An 18700-nucleotide genomic window follows, 5' to 3' on the forward strand; every position below is an offset into this window, starting at 1 on the left:
GACCGGATGCCGGATAGGCTATTTGATAACCTTCGCTTTAGACAGCTCATCCTGCGGAACCGTCACGCCGATGGCGTCCGCAGTGGTCTTGTTGATGACGGTGGTAAAATCGGAAACCTTGATCGCCGGAATCTTGGCCATGGCAGTTCCTTTCATAAATTGATCCGCCATGCCGGCCGTAATAGCACCGATCGTGGAATCGTCGATACTGATTGTGGCGAAGGCGCCGGATTGCACCATAACTGCGGAGCTGCCGTACACCGGAATCTTGGCGTTTTTGGCGATTTCAGCGACCTGGGGCATCGCGCTTTGCACCATACTGTCATTAGGGATAAAAAAGGCGTCAACTTTACCGACCAGAGACTCGGCCGCCTGCTGTACCTCGGAAGAAGAGGTGACAACGGCTTCTTTATACTTTAACCCGTTTTTATCCATATACTCTTTGGCGCTTTTTATCGTACTCACAGAATTGACCTCGCCTGTGTTGTAAATCAGTCCGTAGGTGTGGCGACCGGGCGTCAGCTTATCGGAAAGCTTAAACATTTCATCGACGGGAATCGCGTTGGAAGTACCGGTGGCGTTTTTATCCGGCGTTTTCATATCGGTGATGACGCCGGCTGCCACAGGGTTGGAAACCGAGATGAAAAACACCGGGATGCCGCTGTCCATATTGACGATGGCCTGGGTAGCCGGAGTTCCAATCGTGACGATAAAGTCTTTTTTCTGATCAGCCATGGTTTGACAGATGGAATTGAGCGTACCCGTGTCGCCGTTGGCGTTTTTGTAGTCAAAAACCATTTTGTCTTCCGAGAAACCAAGAGAACGCATTTTGTTGATAAAGCCCTCACGCATATCGGTAAAGGCTCCGTTGTCGGCAAGCTGAATAATTCCGACTTGTTTAACCTTGGCTGCGGTATTGCCCTTTGCAGTATCGCTTGAAGTCGTGCCCGTGCCGCAGCCGGCAGCAAGGAGAAGGCTGATAACCAAGAGAATGGTAAGGAGAAGGTTAATCATTTTTTTCATGTTCTTCATGTTTGTTTTCCTCTCTTTCTTTTTTTCATTATCTTTGTCATTTTTTCCGTCGGTACTCTTTCCGCCGCCACGCAGGTTAACTAATAAAAAAGTCTGTCCTCATACGGATAATCCGTAATCAAGGACAGACTGTTCGTCTGCGGTGCCACCTTGTTTGGTAATAAATAATATTACCCAACTCAAAAGAGTACTAACATACTCCGTGCCTCATAACGCAGGCATTGCGTCGCACCCTACTGAAAAACTTAAGCTTTTGTTCAGTGCGCCCTCCGTAGTCCATTTGCCGTTCCGCTTTCTGCCGGCTCCCAGCCCCGCCGGCTCTCTGTAAGTGCGCTTACGGTTTGATCTCTACATCAATGGTTTGGAGTTTACGATAGCATTCTCTTAATAATTTGTCAACAACTTTTTGCGGATTGATTTCGCAAATTTATCCGGATTCCTAAAAAGTTTATGTGTAAGTCCCTGAAAAAGAGTTTCAGTGCAATAAAAAGTCTAAGCGTAAGTTCCTGAAACTTTTATTTTCGGCAAGCTTAATTTTCCACGTCTTTCAGATAAGGAACCGTATAGCCTCCATAGGGCATAACATAGACGTCTTTGTCAGTAAAGTCCGCTTCCCGCAGGAGGTCGTCGATGTCGGCAAAGACCCGCGCGCCCATGCCGTCCAGTGTTTCCGCCGGGATCCGGGTGAGCATCAGGACTTCGGCTTTAGCCATGGCCTCGCAGGAAGCGTAGAAAATATAGCCGGCAATCGTGAAATCCCGGCGGAGATCCGCATCCAGCGTGCCACGGCGGAGGGAATCAATCCAGCTGAAATAGGCGGGAGCGCCGCCGCCTTCGCGGCATTCCGCCAGAAAAATCAAGCAGCCGCCCTCTTTTACCGCTTCTACGGCATTAATCAAAGCCTTGACGCCTTGATAGAGGCTGATATCCTTAGGATAACCGCCGCAGCTGACCACAACGACGTCCGCTTTTTTCTCAATAGGAATGCCCATTAATTGCTGCACGACCCGGCAGCTTTCTTCCCAGGCCCGGCTAAAATGCCCGCAAAACAGGCGGCAATTTCCGGATTGGCTATCCATCACAATATTAATCCCAAAGACCGGCGCGACCATTTCGGCAACTTCATTCATGTCCTCGTTAACTGGATTTTGCGCCAGGACTCCCATGCCGATCAGCGGGTTGGACATAGGCAGCGTTGGCGATAAAGAATGGATGTGGTTTTGGGTGATGGTGGTTTTGCCGCAGATTCCCGGGAGAATGTTTTTACGGCCGCCGCCGTAGCCGGCCATCAGGTGATGGATCGTGCCGCCGATTAAAATCACTTTTCGTCCCACGGCCAGGGGATTGACAAAAACCTCGGTGCCCCTTGCGGTGGTGCCCAGGAACTTCAGGTCCGGCGCCAGGCAATCGTGATTGACGACCCTTACCTTTTCATAAATTTCAGGCGTGACCAGCAATTTCATTTCTTCTTCAGTCTGGGGGCGGTGCGTACCGAGGGCAATCAAAATCACGATATTTTCATAGGAAACGCCTAACGTATCGTGCAGGTAGGGAATGAGCTGAGCGCAGATCTGATCCTGCCGCATCCAGAAACGGGTGATATCGCTGATGACGACGGTTACCTTATCCGCGGGGAAAACCAAATCGCCAAGCGGCGGGGATTCAATACAATCCGGGCCGACCGCCTCTAAAAACATCTGCTTAAAATCCCGGACCGGAGGAATGCTTTCACCTGTTAAGACCTGTACCGATCTCGCACCGTCTAATCTGACTTCAACCGTTGTATCGCCATAACCGAGAGTTATGTTTTTCATGACTCATTCTCCTTGTCTTTTCGGCATTGTTTTTTTGCTGGACTTTATTTAAACAACAGCCTTCAGTTTAAAAATTTGGCAGTTTTGAGGTAAACTAAGCTGGTTTAGTTTAGTTTATCTCAAAAACGGCAAATTTTCATCATTTCCTTGGACACGGCCAGCCCAATACTATTCGGAAATCCCGAATAGTATATAAAGGAACCAACTATCCGGTTTTTTCGGACAGTTGGTTATTCATTCACTTTGTCTTTTGGATATCAGCCAAAGTCTGTGCTGAAGACATTCGTTAAATCAACAATTGCATAGGTTTAATCATTATAGGCTTTTGTATTTACAAAAGCAATGCAATGGTTTTAATTCGAACTGTCCGGAAATTTCGGACAGTTGATTCCATGCGTGTTTTACGGGGTCACAATAATTTTTCGATGTCTGCGGTAATTTTCTCCGGGTCAACAGTCGGCTCGTATCTGCCTACGACATTCCCCTGCTCATCCACAAGGAACTTTGTAAAATTCAATCTCGTTTTCCGGTACTCCAATATGGTATAGCCATTCCATGCAAATCTCCTTGCCGGTACACTCGCGCATGGTTTTTTTCACGTAATTGCCAGGTTTACCTAACTGATTGTGGCCTGACCAATATTTTCAGGCAAAGATAGTACTTCAATTGCCGGGAATATCATCAATAAACCAAGAAAGGCAAAACCTAATTCATAGGCGGTAGTAATTGAAAAGAAAATTTGCAACAAACTTACAATAACTGTAATCAGTGATATTCCCATTCCTTGAGCTAATGTTGACACGACAGCATTCAAGGTATTGGCACTATTTCGGTATTGAGGATCTATTTCAGAAAAGCTCAATCCGCTATAAGCAGTTAAGGCCAATGAACGTCCTATACCTGAGACTAATGCCAGAAACATGATCCAAACAGGCCAAGTATTAATTTTAATGAATGCTAAAGCAATCGATGAAATAAATACCAAGCCAAATGACGACAATAATGCACCGCGATAGCCTAGCTTACTAATAATTGTATTGGTAAAAGGTTTGATTCCAATATTTCCGATAAAAATAAATATCACAAAACTACCTGCTTTTACTGCAGACCAATGAAAAACCGTTTGTAAAAAAATAGTTAGTACGTATGGCAACGCTCCAACACATAGCCACAAAACAGAACCACTTGTTTGGCAGATTCTAAAGGAAGCTATTTTTAATGAATCAAGTGAAAACAATGGAGTGGCTGATTTTTTCAAGTGCTTGAAAACAATAAAACCTAATATTACTCCTAAAACGATTAAACCTAAGGCACTAAGCCAATAATTTTTTCCATGAGTTGCCAGCTCTGCTCCAACTAAAATTATACCGGATGAAAAGGCAATTTCTACAAACCCTAAAAGATCAAAAGCGGCTGTTTTATTTATTTGATCGGTATCGATTAATTTTATACCGATTAATGCGATAACTAAGCCTATTGGCAAATTAATCAGGAAAATCCACTGCCAGCTCCAATAAGTAACAATAAAACCGCCAACCATCGGTGCTATCGCAGGTGCTATCAATGCCGGCCAAATGAGATAACTAAACATTTTCAGCAGCTGTGAAACCGGTGTCTTTTCTAAGACAATCAGTCTCGCTGTAGGTGTCATCAAGGCACCAGAAATTCCTTGTACAATTCTCATGAGCAAAAGGAAAGAAAAGTTAGATGCTAAGGCATTGCCTAAGGAGCTAAAGGTAAAGATGATAACAGCAATAATCCAAATTTTCTTTTTTCCAAATCGATTAGCCATCCATCCGCTCAACGGGATAAAAACGGCAACTGTGATTAAGTACACACTAACAAGTAAAGCAATGGTTGCCGAACCCGTATGAAAATATTGAGCCATTTTAGGTAGTGCGGTGGTTACAATTGTTCCGTCTAAAATCTCCATAAAGAGACTAGCGGCCATTAACAAGGCTATTTTTATTTCTTTTGTCACTCTCAACACCATTCTTTATTTAGTTCATGTTTAAATTTAACAATCCACTCAATTGTGATATTGGCTTGCTGTAGTCGTAATTCAAGCTTCTTGTTTGCATACCAGTGATCCTTGGAATCTTCTTCTGCTAACTTTTTCAGGGCATCTTGCGTATCTTTGATGATGTCTTTTTGCTCCTGATAGAATTGATCTAATAATTGTATTTGTTCATCCAGATCAAGATGCTGCATCACGTCAAGCTTTATTAAATAGATATCGGCATTGTGAGCACCATTAGGAACAGGCATTTTCATTAGTTCAAAAAAACGTTCCTTTCCTTTTTCCGTAATCGTCACGACTTTCTTATTTTTCCCTTCTGTTCCTACACTAGTTGCTTCTACAAAGCCCTCTTTTTCTAATTTTTCAAGCAGGGGATAAATTACGCCATAACTGACTTTACGATGACGACCTAAAGAGACTTGCAAGGCATTACTTAGGTCATAACCGGTTTGAGGTTCTTCCATTAATTCACCTAAAATAAAAAGTTCATTCATCACTTCAATTCACCACCATATATCTAAAAGATATATCCGAAAGACGTATTTAATATATATCTTTTAGATATAAAATGCAAGTTATTTATAGAAAAAAATTAAATAATAAAAAGCAGAATTCCCTCAACCGTTAGGTTAAGGGAACAATAGCAGTAAAGTAGACGGCTGATGTGTGAATTCAAGAAAATGGCAGTAATGAAGAGTAAGTTTTGGATTTGGGAAGGAGGAGATGGCCATATAAGCACTACCCTCTGGAAACTTTTTTTGGCTTGTAAGCGGCATTCGGATTGGCATCGTTCAGTATTCGAATCTGCATTTTTTCTGCCAGCGAACATCGGGTATTGGCATGCCCTCCAGCAACGCATGAGGGGCTTGTCTCTCCATAGGACCTACAAATGGGGATGTTATGGCAATCGAAAATATAAGCATGAGTTCCTTTGTCATTCTGCTCAATCGGATCGAATAAATCTTTGCCTGGTGGATTCAAAACACTCACCTCTTTCAAAATGTTAGGAATATCCCTAACTTCGACAACATACGCGAAAAACCCTCTCAATAAATCGCACTGTTTATTTTCGGTTGAGTCAGTATTCTCTCGGGTTAGTGGCTAAAGTTTGCTCTTTAAGTTTGTCGTTTAAATTTGTTGTATTGCCTTATCAGGCTTGCGCATTAAAAAGAGAGACCCGGCGCTCACTACCGGGTCCCTCAGCAGAAAGAAAGGACGTTATAAATGACTCAATAATACTATATGATCGTTTCGGATATGTTACAAGGAAGTAAATGATCAACCAGTTCTAACTTTTTCTTATCGCACAGCTTGATTTTTTGACAAATTTGAGAATACAGGCTGTCATTCGTGTCCCTGACAACGCCCAGCAGAAAATAATCCGACGTGATGTCCAAGGCATTATCCTACCTTTTATTAGTTTTTGGGCTAAGTTCTACCGTTTATCAGGCCCTTCCCGTGTTTTGGTGTAAGATCTTCATATAACAGGTACGCGAACGGGGACCGTCAAATTCGCAAAAGTCAAATACCTTGCCAACGAATAATCCAGTTTAGCGATCTTACGCACAAGCAAACCAAACGGTGTATCCTGAAATTCTCTTTTATAATCCTCCACCGTTCTGAATGTAATTATACCATTGTACCTGGACAAATTGTTGTGAAAAGATTTCAACGTCTCCCGTTTTTGCCTATATAAGTAAAAACCCAGAGCATATTAACACGCCCTGGATTACGTTTCATAAATTCCCGCAAAGCCGTTTAGATTATTTGGTTTTTAACCCCGCTCTCGCAGGTGGGTATTTTCACCCAACTTTTCAGTCTTCCCCTAGCAGTGGAGGCCTGACCTAATCAGTTGGTTTATTAAATTCCCGAAATTTCAAATAGGATCAAAACCAAATCAAATCTTCGCACATCGCAGGTTTGAAGGAATTTCATTATAACAAGTTTAAGTTTTAAAAGCATTAGGAAAGTTATGGTTAATTTATTATGTGGGCAACTGCCATCAAGCTCACACTCCAACGCTTTCGGCGCGGTATCTGACATTGGTTGTTGGTGAGAAAAAGCCAGTTTGAGGTTATTGCTATTTTACTTACTCACTGGTGGGCATATGATAATACATTGATTGAATACCAACTCTACCTGGTCCAGTAAAACGGTTAGTAATTATATTTGTTGAAGCAAATATACCAGTGGATATGGATTGTATATTTGTTCTCATATCCACACTTTTATCTTTATACAACCATCCCCCTGGCTCGACATCAATTTGCTCACCACTAGAAAGATCTTTTTCAAATACATTACCGTATCCATGTAACCATAAGATACCTTCCCCTTTGTCACAGTAAAACTTGTCTATAAAAAAACCAGTTCCCCCAAAAAGCATATTAGAAATTCCTTTTACACGTTCGAATGTATATTCAATGTTATCCGTTGCAGCTAGAAATTGATGTTCACGCACATGAATTTCCTCACCTTGTTTCATGTGAATACCAAAAACATGGCCAGCACCATCTCGACTAAAAGCAATTTGTCCTGGCCCTTCAGCCTGAGTTATAAAAACTTGCATTCCAGCAACCATGCGTTTAAGAGCGCCTTTCATGGGGCGTACACCAATTCTTATACTTGGATGTTTCCATAGCAAAATATGATGCTCAAAGAAAATTTTCTGTCCTTGTAATAATTCAACTGTAAGCGCTGGGACTAACTCACCATCCAAATGATAGACTAGACCTGCAAAATTCTCACTACGTGCACTGGTCGGAAGCAATATCGGTCTTTCCATAGTTAAAACCTCTTTTACGTTTTTATAACTATTAGCATGGTTAATTTACTTCAAGTCATACCACCACAACTCCAGTTTACGAATATTGTTTCACTTCAACCTGACCAACCCAATTCCAGTACAATTGGTATTTATTTTATCCTATATGCTGTTGACACCTATTACTTCTAATTGTTATAGTTGCTATAAAATTTATAGTTAGGTGGTTAGTATGAAATATGAACCAAAAATAGAGAAAGAGATTATGTGTCCTCTCGAATATGGACTTGACATTTTTGGTGGCAAGTGGAAATCAAGAATTATCTGTGTCCTATCTGCAAAGAGTACTATGCGTTACAATGAAATTAGAAAAGAGCTCGGCAATATAACCGATGCAGTCCTCGCTTCTATGCTAAAAGAGCTTATTAAAGATGAATTAATTAGCCGAGAGCAGTATAATGAAATACCGCCAAGGGTTGAATATTCTTTGACTGAAAAAGGGAAGTCTGTATTGCCAATTCTCAAGAGCATTTGCCTTTGGTCACGGCAACAAACAAAAGATGAATTAGACAAAAAGCTCCCAATCTGTAAGACGTGCAACCAGCTATTATAATGTCATTACTATGAAAATTAATAGTTACTTATAAAATTACTAATATATATGCGCTTCCGGGTTGCTTTGTTATACTCTGATTGTGGTTAAACCATAAACATACTATTTGGAGGTATTAACATGAGTGTAAAAGCATACTTGGAAATCACTATGGTAATTAACAATGCCAACCGTCCGGCAGCAGTAAAGGTCTATACCGGCTATCGGCAACCCTTTTTAGAACAAATCAAAGGAGCGGTTACTAAAGAGCTTCTTGTCCGTGACGAAGATGTACAGGTTCTTCATGGTTTTGACAGCGTTGAAAATGCAAAAGCTTATCTTGATAGCGAGATGTTCAAGAATGATGTATTTGTCGGGCTAAGGCCGCTATGGAGTGCCGACCCTGATGTAAAAATCTACAGCGTTGCTTAAGCGTGTAACCACCACAACAAAAAACGTTGTGGTGGTAGCTGAATAGCTGTACTTTATATAAGTAATAATGCCTATCGGCGGTTTTGAAAATTACATCAAAGCCGCCGTTTTTAAGGTTTCTACAATCCAGTTACTAAAATTATTATTACCAAAAAAAGTAAGGGGGAGCATCGCGATCAAACTTTAAAAAGTAGTTTTGCGATACTCCCTATGTCCCAATCAACCCTATTCCTTATTTACAATAAGTCATCTTGCAAATTTCCATAACTTATATAAAACCCACATTCACAGTCTCAAGGCTCCCCTGACTGTTAACACGTTTCCGTGATAATTGAATAAAAATGAGCCATCCCTCCGGTATGAGAGCTGAAACATTGATTGGTGTTACATGAATAAGGTAAATACTAGCTTGCTGCAATTATTTAAATGCCTCCAAAAAGTGTCTGACCGGAGCTGAAAGATAACGATTCTTGATCCATATTATTACTGTTCTTGTCACAAGAGATTCTTCCTTGATCTCTCTGAAGACAAGTTTCGAATCCGGCAAAAGTCCGACCATGTCTTTAGGAATAATTGCAATTCCCATTCCGGTATTCGCCCAGCTAAGTATAAATCTAGTATCATCAATCCTGCACATAATGTTTGGTTCAAACCCAACCTTTCGACAAGCCTCTTTTATTTCAGTCGTATACCTATTATACATAAGCAATGGCTTACCTTTAAGCTCTGTCAATTCCAAACATCCATCCCCATCCCAGAATAATTTTCCTAGGGCACCAGCTACCATTGGCACTGCATACAAGTTAATACATTCAAAGCTATCCTGATTAAACGGTGTTCGGATGATTCCTATCTCCACAACCCCACTCTTAATGAGTTCAAGGATCTCAAATGTACCGCTCTCCCTTATGTGAAAATCAATACATGGATATTCTTCATGAAACCTTTGTATTAAAGGCAAAAGGGTTTCTCCTGCTGAAGATACAGTACCAATGGAAAGAGTCCCTTGAAGCCCTTCTTTTATATCTCTGAGTTCCTTTGCCGTCTTTTCTGTTAACTCCAATATTTGTTTAGCCCTATTCTGGAGAAGCCGTCCCGCATCAGTAATCTGGATTTTACGTGTGTTTCTTTCTATAAGAACCACCCCAAGCTCCTCCTCCAGTAACTTGAGTTGCTGGCTTAAAGGTGGTTGAGCTATGTGAAGCCTCTCTGAAGCTCTAGTAATATTACCCTCTTCAACAATTGCCAAAAAATATGCCAGTTGCCTTAAATCCATGTATATCACCCTTATTTATACTCTTACAATATAAATTCTATATATTTTAGATATTTCTAGTATAGATTATACTCAATTATAATGTATTAGAAAGTATTTTGGTTTCTATTTTTTGAGGGGTGATACATACGGTTATCTATCTTGGACTCTTGATTTCTACTGTAATAATAATTCTAGGCGTTTTACAAAATTTGTTTGTTGGATACTTGCTAATAGCCTGTTGGTTTATATTTGTAGTAATTAGCATTTCAAGAGGCGTTCGCGTCAAGAACATTTTGGCAATGTCATTTATTGGAGGAAAAAAGTCATTGGTGGTTATTAAAATACTTTTACTCATCGGAGCGATCACAGGTTCATGGATGGTTTCGGGGACAATTCCTGGAATTGTCTATTATAGCCTTGAACTTATACGTCCTGAAATATTTGTATTACTCACATTCCTAATCAGCTGTGCCGCATCATTTATACTGGGCTCTGCATCAGGAACTGCCGGTATTGTAGGGCTTCCTTTAATAATTATCGCAAAGGGCGGAAATGCAAACCTGAATTTAGTCGCTGGCGCAATTATAGCCGGTGCATATTTTGGCGACAGATGTTCCCCGGTGTCTTCTAGTGCGGTTCTGGTATCGAATCTTACAGGTACAGACCTGTTTACAAATATAAAGAATATGCTTTCCTCATCAGTTATACCTTTCATTTTATCTTTGGGGTTTTACTATGAAATCTCCAGACTAAATCCTTTGAAGATGGTAAATAGCAATTTAACTATTGAAATCCTTAATACCTTTAAAATTGAATACCTGGTACTTCTTCCTGTTCTCGTAATACTTGTGCTTTCCCTTGCCAAAATAAATATCCAGTACGCAATGCTTATGAGTGTACTGACAGCATCGATAATTGCCGTATTCGTCCAGGGGCACCCTCCGTTACAAGTTCTAAATGATATACTATTTGGGTTCAAGCTTGATACTAAAAGCTTCCTTCATAACATAATCGAAGGAGGCGGCGTCATATCCATGCTTAAAACTTGCTTTGTGGTCTTCGCTGCCAGTGCATTAGCTGGACTACTTGAAGACATAAGGGCCTTTGATGGTATAAAGAACTTCCTTACAAATATGAAGCTAAAAGGCTCCCGGCTTTATGGTCTGACTACAGTCGTCAGTACTTTGACAGCTGCCTTTGGTTGCACACAGTCCATGGCGGTTATTTTAACTGATGAAATAATGAGGGATTGCTATTCAAAAGAAGAAAACTATCAGTTCGCTTTGGACATGGAAAATTCTTGTATACTTACATCCGCACTGATACCATGGAACATAGGTGCGCTACTTTGTACAACAACATTGGGTGTTAACATGTACGGTTTTATTCCATATGCTTTTTACATTTATGTTTTCCCCATAATATATTTTCTATATTTCTGGAACAAAGAAAAGTTAAAGTGTATTAATGGTAATCTTAATTCGAAAGGAATTCGTTCTCATCTAAAGTGGTAGTCATTACTTTAATATTGTAATCCATCTAAAATCATTCTCTACAAATATAAGTTGTTCTAGAATTAGCAAGTGATTTATTTCATGCCACGTTTAAGAAAACAGCGGGTATATAAGCTATTTATTTTATAAGCTAATCTCCATCATACTTTATTACTCCTTCTTTCTATATTGTAAATATCCTAAAAATCGTTTGGCCGCAAGGGAAAGCAATTTTCGTTCTCTCATAGCGACACCGATAGTTCTAAAAGAAGGAATTTCAAGCTCTTTCGCTATAATTTTATAAGGAATACGCTGTAAAATTAATTCGGGTAATATACTGATTCCAAGCCCGTTTTCCACCATGGACATAATGGCATAGTCATCCCAAGTTGTAAAATGAACTTGTGGTGAAATATGGTGTTTCTCGAAAATTTCAGAGATTTCAGCTTTTGCGCCCTTTTCCAAAAGCATAAACGGACTGTTTAATAATTCGTTGATCGGAAACTTATCGCAATTAGCAAGCGGATGATCCTGCGAGATCACTACCAGCAAACGGTCTTGCTCCAAAAAGATAGTTTCGAGTTCTGATTTTGTCGGAAGCCGCAAAAATCCGAAGTCAACACGTCCTTCTAAAATCCAACTTTCAATTTCCGTATAATCACCGAGCAGCAATTCAAAATCAATCTTTGGGTACTCCTTCTGAAAAATCTTAATCATATTAGGAAGCCAATGGGTTGCCACACTGGAAAATGTCCCAATACGAATCATCCCAGACTGTAGATCGTGTAAGTCTTCGATCTGCGTCATTAAGGTTTCATGCTCATTGCAGATTCGCTTTAACTGAGGCAGTAACTTTAAGCCATCCGGGGTTAAACTGACACCGGCACGTCCCCTTTCCAGAAGGAAGACACCCCATTCCGTTTCTAAATCGTTAATCATACGGCTGATGCCAGACTGTGTATAGTTCAATGCTTCAGCAGCTTTTGTAAAGCTCCCATGTTCTACTGCTTTGATAAATGCCATATATTTTTGGATATTCATGTCCTTTTCCTTTTGCATCTGATTTTATCATACATACTATGATAAATATTCAATTCTGTAATGTATAGGAAGATGATAAACTATTATTGTTAAAAATTCAAGTTTGGAAAGAAAAAAGACAAATGTAGATTTCAGAAACGGAATGGTGATTAAAAATGAAAAAAGCATATTTTAAATACATAGCCGCATTGCTCATGTTTGGCTCCAACGGAATTGTTGCAAGTTACATTTTATTAAACAACTATGAAATCGTTTTTTTGCGGATTTTGATTGGCAGCTTGTTTCTGATTTTGATATTTGCACTGTCTAAACAGAAGGTACAGTTCAGGAAAAGCAAAGCACACTTTCTGTGTTTAGTGTTTTCCGGCGTGGCAATGGGCGCAAGCTGGTTATTTTTATTTGAAGCATATACAGAAATCGGCGTAAGCATTGCCACCCTTACCTATTATTGCGGTCCCGTGATCGTCATGATTCTTTCTCCGCTTATATTCAGGGAAAAGATGACAAGAGCCAAACTGCTTGGAATTTTTGCTGTAATAATTGGAATGCTTTGTGTAAACGGGCAAGCTTTGTCACAGGGAAGAACTTCTTGGGGATTGATTTACGGAATATTATCGGCAATCATGTATGCCATTATGGTGGTTTTCAATAAAAAAGCTGTAAGCATAACAGGACTTGAAAATTCCATGTGGCAGTTAATTACGAGCTTTATAACGGTTGCGATTTTCATAGGTTTGAAGCAAGGATTTTCAGTCAACATTACGCAAGGAAATCTAATGCCGATATTGTTATTAGGGGTTGTTAATACTGGAATTGGTTGCTATTTTTATTTTTCTTCCATTGGTAGTCTGCCTGTACAGACTGTGTCAATCTCTGGATATTTGGAACCGCTTTCGGCTTTGTTTTTTTCAGCTGTCATTTTAGGAGAAAAGTTAAGTCTTGTGCAAATAGCCGGGGCTGTATTGATTTTAGGAGGTGCAGCATTTGGAGAGTTATTTCGGTTTAAGCAAGACCAAAATACTCGGCGGCAACCTGTGCGGCACATCCGCTTCCGCATACTACACAACCGTGATTGTCACCGGCAGTTGCTGCAGCAGCCTTCAGTCGTTCGGGATAAAGAGCCGCTTTAATCTGCCTGTCCATGTTCAGGGCAACACGGGCCTTGGCCATTTCCAGATCTCTCGCCCACGCTTGTTTATTACCTTTGGCGATATCAGCAATATGAGCGGCCATTCTGGTAGTGATCACTCCAGTTCTGACATCTTCCTCAGTCGGTAACCCCAAGTGTTCGGCGGGAGTCAGATAACATAGAAAATCCGCACCACACGCTCCGATCAACGCCCCACCGATTGCTCCAGTGATATGATCATAACCTGGAGTTACATCCGTGGCTAAGGTTCCTAGAATATAATAGGGGGCATTGTTGCATAGTCTTTTCTGCACACGCATAGTTGCATCAACATGATTGAGGGGAACATGACCCGGTCCTTCCACCATGACCTGAACACCAGCCTCCTGTGCTCTCCTGGTAAGCTCCCCCTGAATAATCATGCCTTGAAGCTGCGCACCATCCAACGAATCAGCAATGCTGCCGGGACGGATGGCATCGCCCAGACTTAGGGTAACGTCATAAGCCTTTAATATTTCCAGCACGCGGTCAAATTTTTCATACAGAGGATTTTCTTTCTGATTGTGCAGCATCCATCCAGTGAGGAAAGCACCGCCCCGGCTGACCACGTCAGTTACCCGTCCTGTAACCTGCATTCTTTTGATGACGTCCATATTCAGAGCACAATGAATCGCCATAAAATCCAGACCATCGGCCGCTTGTCTTTCAATGACCTCAAAAATATCTTCTTCTCTCATGTTGACAACACTGCCGTATTTTTCAATCGCTTCGATGCCTGCCTGGTAAATCATTGTGCTGCCTACAGCAACATGAGCCAGGGACAAGGACTGTTTTCTCATGCCATCAATATCTTTTCCCGTACTTAAATCCATAAAACTATCGCAGCCAGCTTCTTCCGCAATCGCCAGCTTTCGGGCTTCCATTTCCATGTCATCACGATCACTGGAGGTGCCGATCAGGGCATTAACCTTAATCCTCAAACCTTCCCCGATCCCACAGTATTTAAATTCCTTCCGTTTTCTGTTTCTGGGAATGACAATTCTCCCTTCTGCAACTCCCTGCCGGATAAACTCTACATCAAGATTCTCATCAGCTGCCACCGCTTCCATTTCCTCGGTGATGATTCCTGAACGTGCTTTTAAAACCTGTGTCATCTTATCCACCTTTCCCTTCTTAACAACTATGCTTTGATGTGTTCAGATACTTAGCGACAATTTCCATGGCACAGTACTTCCCGCACATGGCACAAGCCGTGGATTCCCCACTATTTCGGGTTTTCCTGATCTCTTTTGCTCTCTGCGGATCAAGGGCCAATTCCAGTTGTCTTTTCCAGTCCAGGTTCTTCCGGGCCATAGACATTTCCAAATCCCATTGATGGGCTTCTTTCATCCCTTTGGCCAGGTCGCCGGCATGTGCAGCGATACGGGCGGCTATGACTCCCTCGTGCACCTGATCAACGCTGGGTACGCCAATATGTTCAGCCGGGGTAACATAACAAAGAAATTCCGCACCGGCCCAGGCACTGAGGGCTCCCCCGATAGCAGCATTAATATGGTCATAACCGGCGGCAATATCCGTTAGCAATGGCCCAAAAACAAAATATGGGGCTCCCTTACAAAGGCTCTTTTGCAAAGTGACAGTCGCCTTCACATGATCTAGAGGCATATGTCCAGGTCCCTTAATCATGATTTGAACCCCCGCCTCCCGAGCCCGCCTGACCAGTTCTCCCAAGATAACCAGTTCCTGAACCTGCGCTCCGTCCAAAGAATCAGCCACACAACCCGGCCTCATCCCGTCAGCCAGGCTGAGAGTAACATGATATTTCCTGGCAATTTCCAATACCCGATCATATTGTTCATAAAGGGGGTTTTCACATTGATTGGCGATCATCCAGCCGATTAAGTGAACACCTCCGTAACTTACCAAAGAGTCAATACGGCCTTCTCTCTTTGCTCGTTCCACAACATCCATGGTCGTTGCGCAGTGTAAGGCTAGGAAGTCAACACCATCTGCCGCATGCCGTTCAATGACTTCAAACATTTCCTCAGCTTCCATTTTCACGCTCGAACCGTACTTTTCCCCAGCTTCAGCGATTGCCTGATAAACTGGCAGTGTTCCAACCGGAACGGAAACAGAATTTAATGTTTCTTTACGCATTGTATCAATATCACCGCTGACGCTTAGATCCATCAGAGCATCCGTACCTGCTGCCAATGCTGTTTTGATCTTTTCAACTTCTTCACTAATTGTAGCTTCACTACCGTAAAGACCAATACTGGCACTGACCTTTGTCCGCAACCCATATCCTATCCCAACAGGAATAATAGTCTTATGGTGAATATTACAAGGAATTACTATTGTACCAGCAGCAACTCCCTGCCTGATAAATTCTGGTGAGACTTTCTCACGGGCCGCCACCTGCTCCATTTCGGTAGTAATTGTTCCTTCCAACGCGCTCGTTAATAAACTCATCATTAATCCTCCTCGTAACTTTTTATAGAGTAAAAATTTTAAACACATATGTCTATGTCTGCATACCTCCCTTTTAAAAATGGTTAATAAAAAAAGTCCACACCTTATTAGATGTGAACATTTCCACCGTTCCCGTCTTGCTGCCTTTATTAGAAAACAGCTCACAACAGTTCAGGCAGGTCTCCTGGCTTCCGGAGTAACGCCCGCGTCTCCCTTCCCGCTTGTTTTTCCTAACGGACAACAAGCGGTGGTTATGAGATGGACTACCGGTTACAGTGGCGGGACCGTCCGGGACTTGCACCCGGTTCCCTATTCTCCCTTGCGGGCACCTGAATGTTATCATATATTTACTTAGAGGCCGCTTTTTCAACCGGTTTCTTGCTTAAAAACCGGAACTGGATAAACCCCGTCAAAACAAGCTGTGCAAAACTCATTAGATTGCTGTAAAACTTGAAGCATTCCTTTTAAGCTGAGGTAATAAAGGCTATCTGCCCCGACATAATGTCTGATTTCTTCAAGAGTTTGATGCGCAGCAACAAGCTCATCAGATGACGGAATATCAATACCATAGTAACAGGGAAATCTTAAGGGGGAGAAGCCACCAAAAAATGCACCTCTTTTGCTCCTGCTTCTCTAAGCATTTGGGCAATATGGCGGCTTGTGGTTCCCCGGACAAGAGAATCGTCCACTATCACTACCCTTTGTCCTTGAATTACATCGTCCACCCGCAACCCCAATTGCACAAGTTTCTGAAGCTAAAATATAACCAAATTCAGACCCTTTCAGTTTTCCTAGGCATAATGGACGCATTCCGTAAGGGTCTCGCAAGCCAATTAGACTGTTTTCTGTCATCATTACCAACGAATATGAACCTGATATTTCATTCAGATAGAGTTCCAGAAGTTTCTTAAGAGGGAGATTCCTGTAATGTGCTATAAAACTCAAAAAAACTTCACTATCTAAGTTGATTGGTCTAGCTACTCTGGTTTGCGCAAACCGCTTTTTTAATTGACATACATTGGTTATGTTCCCATTATGAGCTACAGCGAAACTGCCCTGTTCGCCCTTATATACCAAAGGTTGGGCATTTGCTTCCGAACTATCGCCACTGGTAGAATATCTTACATGTCCTATAGCTACATTTCCCTTTAATGTTTCTATAAGATCTTTACTAAAAACTTCCGTAACCAACCCCATTTTCTTATGTAATTTAATTTCTATCCCGTCTGAAATTGCCATCCCGGCACTTTCCTCTCCCCTATGTTGCAGCGCAATGAGACCATAGTAAGTTTTTAGGGCAACACTATTACCTGGAGCATAAATACCAAAAACACCACACTCGTCACGGGGTTTGTCACGAAATTCCCAAGGGAACATTTTCCTCTCCTCCCTCGAAATTAGTAACTTAATATTATATTAAAACAAAAAACCCGCAACTCATTATGAGCGCGGATTTTTCCATCATCCTCACCTAAACCAACTTAAACGCGAAGTCGATGCTTAGTATTTACAGGCAGGTCTCCTGACTCAGGTTCATAGCTTCCTTGCCCCCTTCCTCCTTACAGAGTGGTCATGGCAATAGCTCCCCTTTACAGTGGCGGGTCCGTCCGGGACTTACACCCGGTTCCCTATTCTCCCTCATTGGGCACCTGTAAAATTCGGTTTAATTATGGCTAATATTACTTAAGAAGATAGAATATGTCAAGTACAATTTTCGATGAAATTTTGTATCAACCACCCGTCAAGTCACCAGTAATCTTTCACCCCTACCACCCACCAACCTTCGAAAGGGGCCTTCTTTTGGAAAGCGGGTGAGATCGACTCATTACTCGACTACGGCTAGGCTTTACCAGAACGAACAGTATCAACTTTTCAATTAGTGTTAGCTTAAGTTTTGCACCACAATGAGGACAAACTGTCGCGGACTGTGCAACTTCTCTTGAGCAAGTCTTACAGGACGTTAATTGATCCATAACCAATTCCACCTTTCTGTTTCCTCACTCCATCAGAATGGTTAATAAATTAATACTTTGACGGTTTGCATTATTCCAAAAAAGATAAGGCAAAACCCAAAGATTCGTTCGCTTCGAATAAGTCGACTTCTATCCATAGGCAACCTTTCATTTAGCCAACCGATATACCATCCTTGGAATGAGAGAAATGAAATCACCAAACCAAATGCAATGAGAAGCATTCTAAAGAATGTTCCTAATTTCACCAATTATCCCTCCCCCAACGTTCACCGTGTGGACGGTAACATTGGATATCTCAACATATCGTACTAATTCCACAATTATACTTTATTTCCTGTGCGCACGTTGTGCGTTTCATATATATTTTTTCAGAAATCATTGCTCCTGCGGTGCGATGTAAGACAACCGACTAACCTCATGCGAAAGCCTCTGGGGGACAATAGCATGTCGGTAAAGTCAGGATTAGACTGCTAACGCTGTCGAGTTGCCTGGCGAGTCAGGCCATATATGGTAAAGCCTGTGGGCTGAATCCGGGTCTGTGGCTGTGAAACGCTGACGGTCATGCACCGGCTATTAATAGGTATACCTAATATGAGGAAAGTTGGGTATAAGCAGGCCTATTGACGCACCTGTGGTAAGCAGGGTAACGACCAACCGGGTACCTACGTATGGATACACTA

14 protein-coding genes, 1 other RNA gene, 3 pseudogenes and 2 riboswitches are annotated in these 18700 nt (G+C 41.8%); of the genes and pseudogenes, 4 read left to right on the plus strand and 14 right to left on the minus strand.

Annotation, left to right across the window (positions count from 1 at the left end; genetic code table 11):
* Positions 1-18 precede the first annotated feature (18 nt).
* The 8 genes and pseudogenes from VZF35_RS05725 to VZF35_RS05760 form a co-directional block, all read right to left on the minus strand.
* Entirely contained in the window at positions 19-1023 is a 1005-nt protein-coding gene (locus tag VZF35_RS05725; RefSeq protein ID WP_407311814.1) for an ABC transporter substrate-binding protein, read from the minus strand.
* A gap of 539 nt (positions 1024-1562) precedes the next feature.
* Entirely contained in the window at positions 1563-2846 is a 1284-nt protein-coding gene (gene larA / locus VZF35_RS05730; RefSeq protein WP_407311816.1) for a nickel-dependent lactate racemase, read from the minus strand.
* A gap of 512 nt (positions 2847-3358) precedes the next feature.
* Positions 3359-3460: pseudogene (locus tag VZF35_RS05735) on the minus strand (oleate hydratase); the annotation flags it as partial.
* Between the two features lie 2 nt (positions 3461-3462).
* On the minus strand, positions 3463-4827 hold the full coding sequence (locus VZF35_RS05740; RefSeq protein WP_407311818.1) for an MFS transporter: 1365 nt from the start codon (positions 4825-4827) through the stop codon (positions 3463-3465).
* A gap of 2 nt (positions 4828-4829) precedes the next feature.
* Positions 4830-5360 carry a PadR family transcriptional regulator gene (locus tag VZF35_RS05745; protein WP_407314480.1) on the minus strand — a complete coding sequence of 177 codons (531 nt, stop codon included), beginning with the start codon at positions 5358-5360 and terminating at the stop codon, positions 4830-4832.
* A gap of 244 nt (positions 5361-5604) precedes the next feature.
* Positions 5605-5916: a hypothetical protein gene (locus tag VZF35_RS05750; RefSeq protein WP_407311820.1), complete on the minus strand. Its 312-nt coding sequence runs from the start codon at positions 5914-5916 to the stop codon at positions 5605-5607.
* Positions 5917-6605: 689 nt separating this feature from the next.
* Positions 6606-6790, minus strand: a non-coding RNA gene (ssrS, locus tag VZF35_RS05755) — 6S RNA.
* Positions 6791-6955: 165 nt separating this feature from the next.
* A complete protein-coding gene (locus VZF35_RS05760; RefSeq protein ID WP_407311822.1) occupies positions 6956-7651 on the minus strand; it encodes an AIM24 family protein in 696 nt (231 codons plus the stop codon).
* Positions 7652-7862: 211 nt separating this feature from the next.
* Here VZF35_RS05760 and VZF35_RS05765 point away from each other — a divergent pair, with 211 nt between their 5' ends.
* Positions 7863-8243: a winged helix-turn-helix transcriptional regulator gene (locus VZF35_RS05765; protein ID WP_407311824.1), complete on the plus strand. Its 381-nt coding sequence runs from the start codon at positions 7863-7865 to the stop codon at positions 8241-8243.
* Positions 8244-8363: 120 nt separating this feature from the next.
* Entirely contained in the window at positions 8364-8654 is a 291-nt protein-coding gene (locus VZF35_RS05770) for a hypothetical protein (RefSeq protein ID WP_407311826.1), read from the plus strand.
* Positions 8655-9072: 418 nt separating this feature from the next.
* On the opposite strand, the gene VZF35_RS05775 is transcribed toward VZF35_RS05770, so the two are convergent.
* On the minus strand, positions 9073-9930 hold the full coding sequence (locus tag VZF35_RS05775; RefSeq protein WP_407314482.1) for a LysR family transcriptional regulator: 858 nt from the start codon (positions 9928-9930) through the stop codon (positions 9073-9075).
* A 119-nt stretch (positions 9931-10049) separates the two neighbouring features.
* Here VZF35_RS05775 and VZF35_RS05780 point away from each other — a divergent pair, with 119 nt between their 5' ends.
* A complete protein-coding gene (locus VZF35_RS05780) occupies positions 10050-11426 on the plus strand; it encodes a Na+/H+ antiporter NhaC family protein (RefSeq protein WP_407311828.1) in 1377 nt (458 codons plus the stop codon).
* Between the two features lie 150 nt (positions 11427-11576).
* Here VZF35_RS05780 and VZF35_RS05785 read toward each other — a convergent pair whose 3' ends face one another.
* Complete coding sequence (locus VZF35_RS05785) at positions 11577-12428, minus strand: LysR family transcriptional regulator (protein ID WP_407311830.1); 852 nt, start codon at positions 12426-12428, stop codon at positions 11577-11579.
* A gap of 173 nt (positions 12429-12601) precedes the next feature.
* On the opposite strand from VZF35_RS05785, the pseudogene VZF35_RS05790 reads away from it, so the two are divergent.
* Positions 12602-13468, plus strand: a pseudogene (locus VZF35_RS05790) (DMT family transporter); the annotation flags it as partial.
* On the opposite strand, the gene bzaB reads toward VZF35_RS05790, so the two are convergent.
* The 4 genes and pseudogenes from bzaB to VZF35_RS05810 form a co-directional block, all read right to left on the minus strand.
* Entirely contained in the window at positions 13449-14729 is a 1281-nt protein-coding gene (gene bzaB / locus VZF35_RS05795; RefSeq protein ID WP_407314483.1) for a B12 lower ligand biosynthesis ThiC-like protein BzaB, read from the minus strand. The pseudogene VZF35_RS05790 and the gene bzaB overlap by 20 nt on opposite strands.
* Positions 14730-14748: 19 nt before the next feature.
* A complete protein-coding gene (thiC, locus tag VZF35_RS05800; protein WP_407311832.1) occupies positions 14749-16047 on the minus strand; it encodes a phosphomethylpyrimidine synthase ThiC in 1299 nt (432 codons plus the stop codon).
* Positions 16048-16203: 156 nt separating this feature from the next.
* A riboswitch (cobalamin riboswitch) is annotated at positions 16204-16395 on the minus strand.
* An 18-nt stretch (positions 16396-16413) separates the two neighbouring features.
* A pseudogene (locus VZF35_RS05805) lies at positions 16414-17424 on the minus strand (amidophosphoribosyltransferase).
* A 117-nt stretch (positions 17425-17541) separates the two neighbouring features.
* A riboswitch (cobalamin riboswitch) is annotated at positions 17542-17715 on the minus strand.
* Positions 17716-18061: 346 nt separating this feature from the next.
* The gene (locus tag VZF35_RS05810; protein ID WP_407311834.1) at positions 18062-18265 is read right to left on the minus strand and encodes a hypothetical protein; all 204 of its coding nucleotides are present in this window, start codon (positions 18263-18265) and stop codon (positions 18062-18064) included.
* Positions 18266-18700: the final 435 nt, after the last annotated feature.

The organism is Desulfosporosinus paludis (genome assembly GCF_045689965.1).
In the GTDB taxonomy this organism is placed as follows: Bacteria; Bacillota; Desulfitobacteriia; order Desulfitobacteriales; family Desulfitobacteriaceae; genus Desulfosporosinus; species Desulfosporosinus paludis.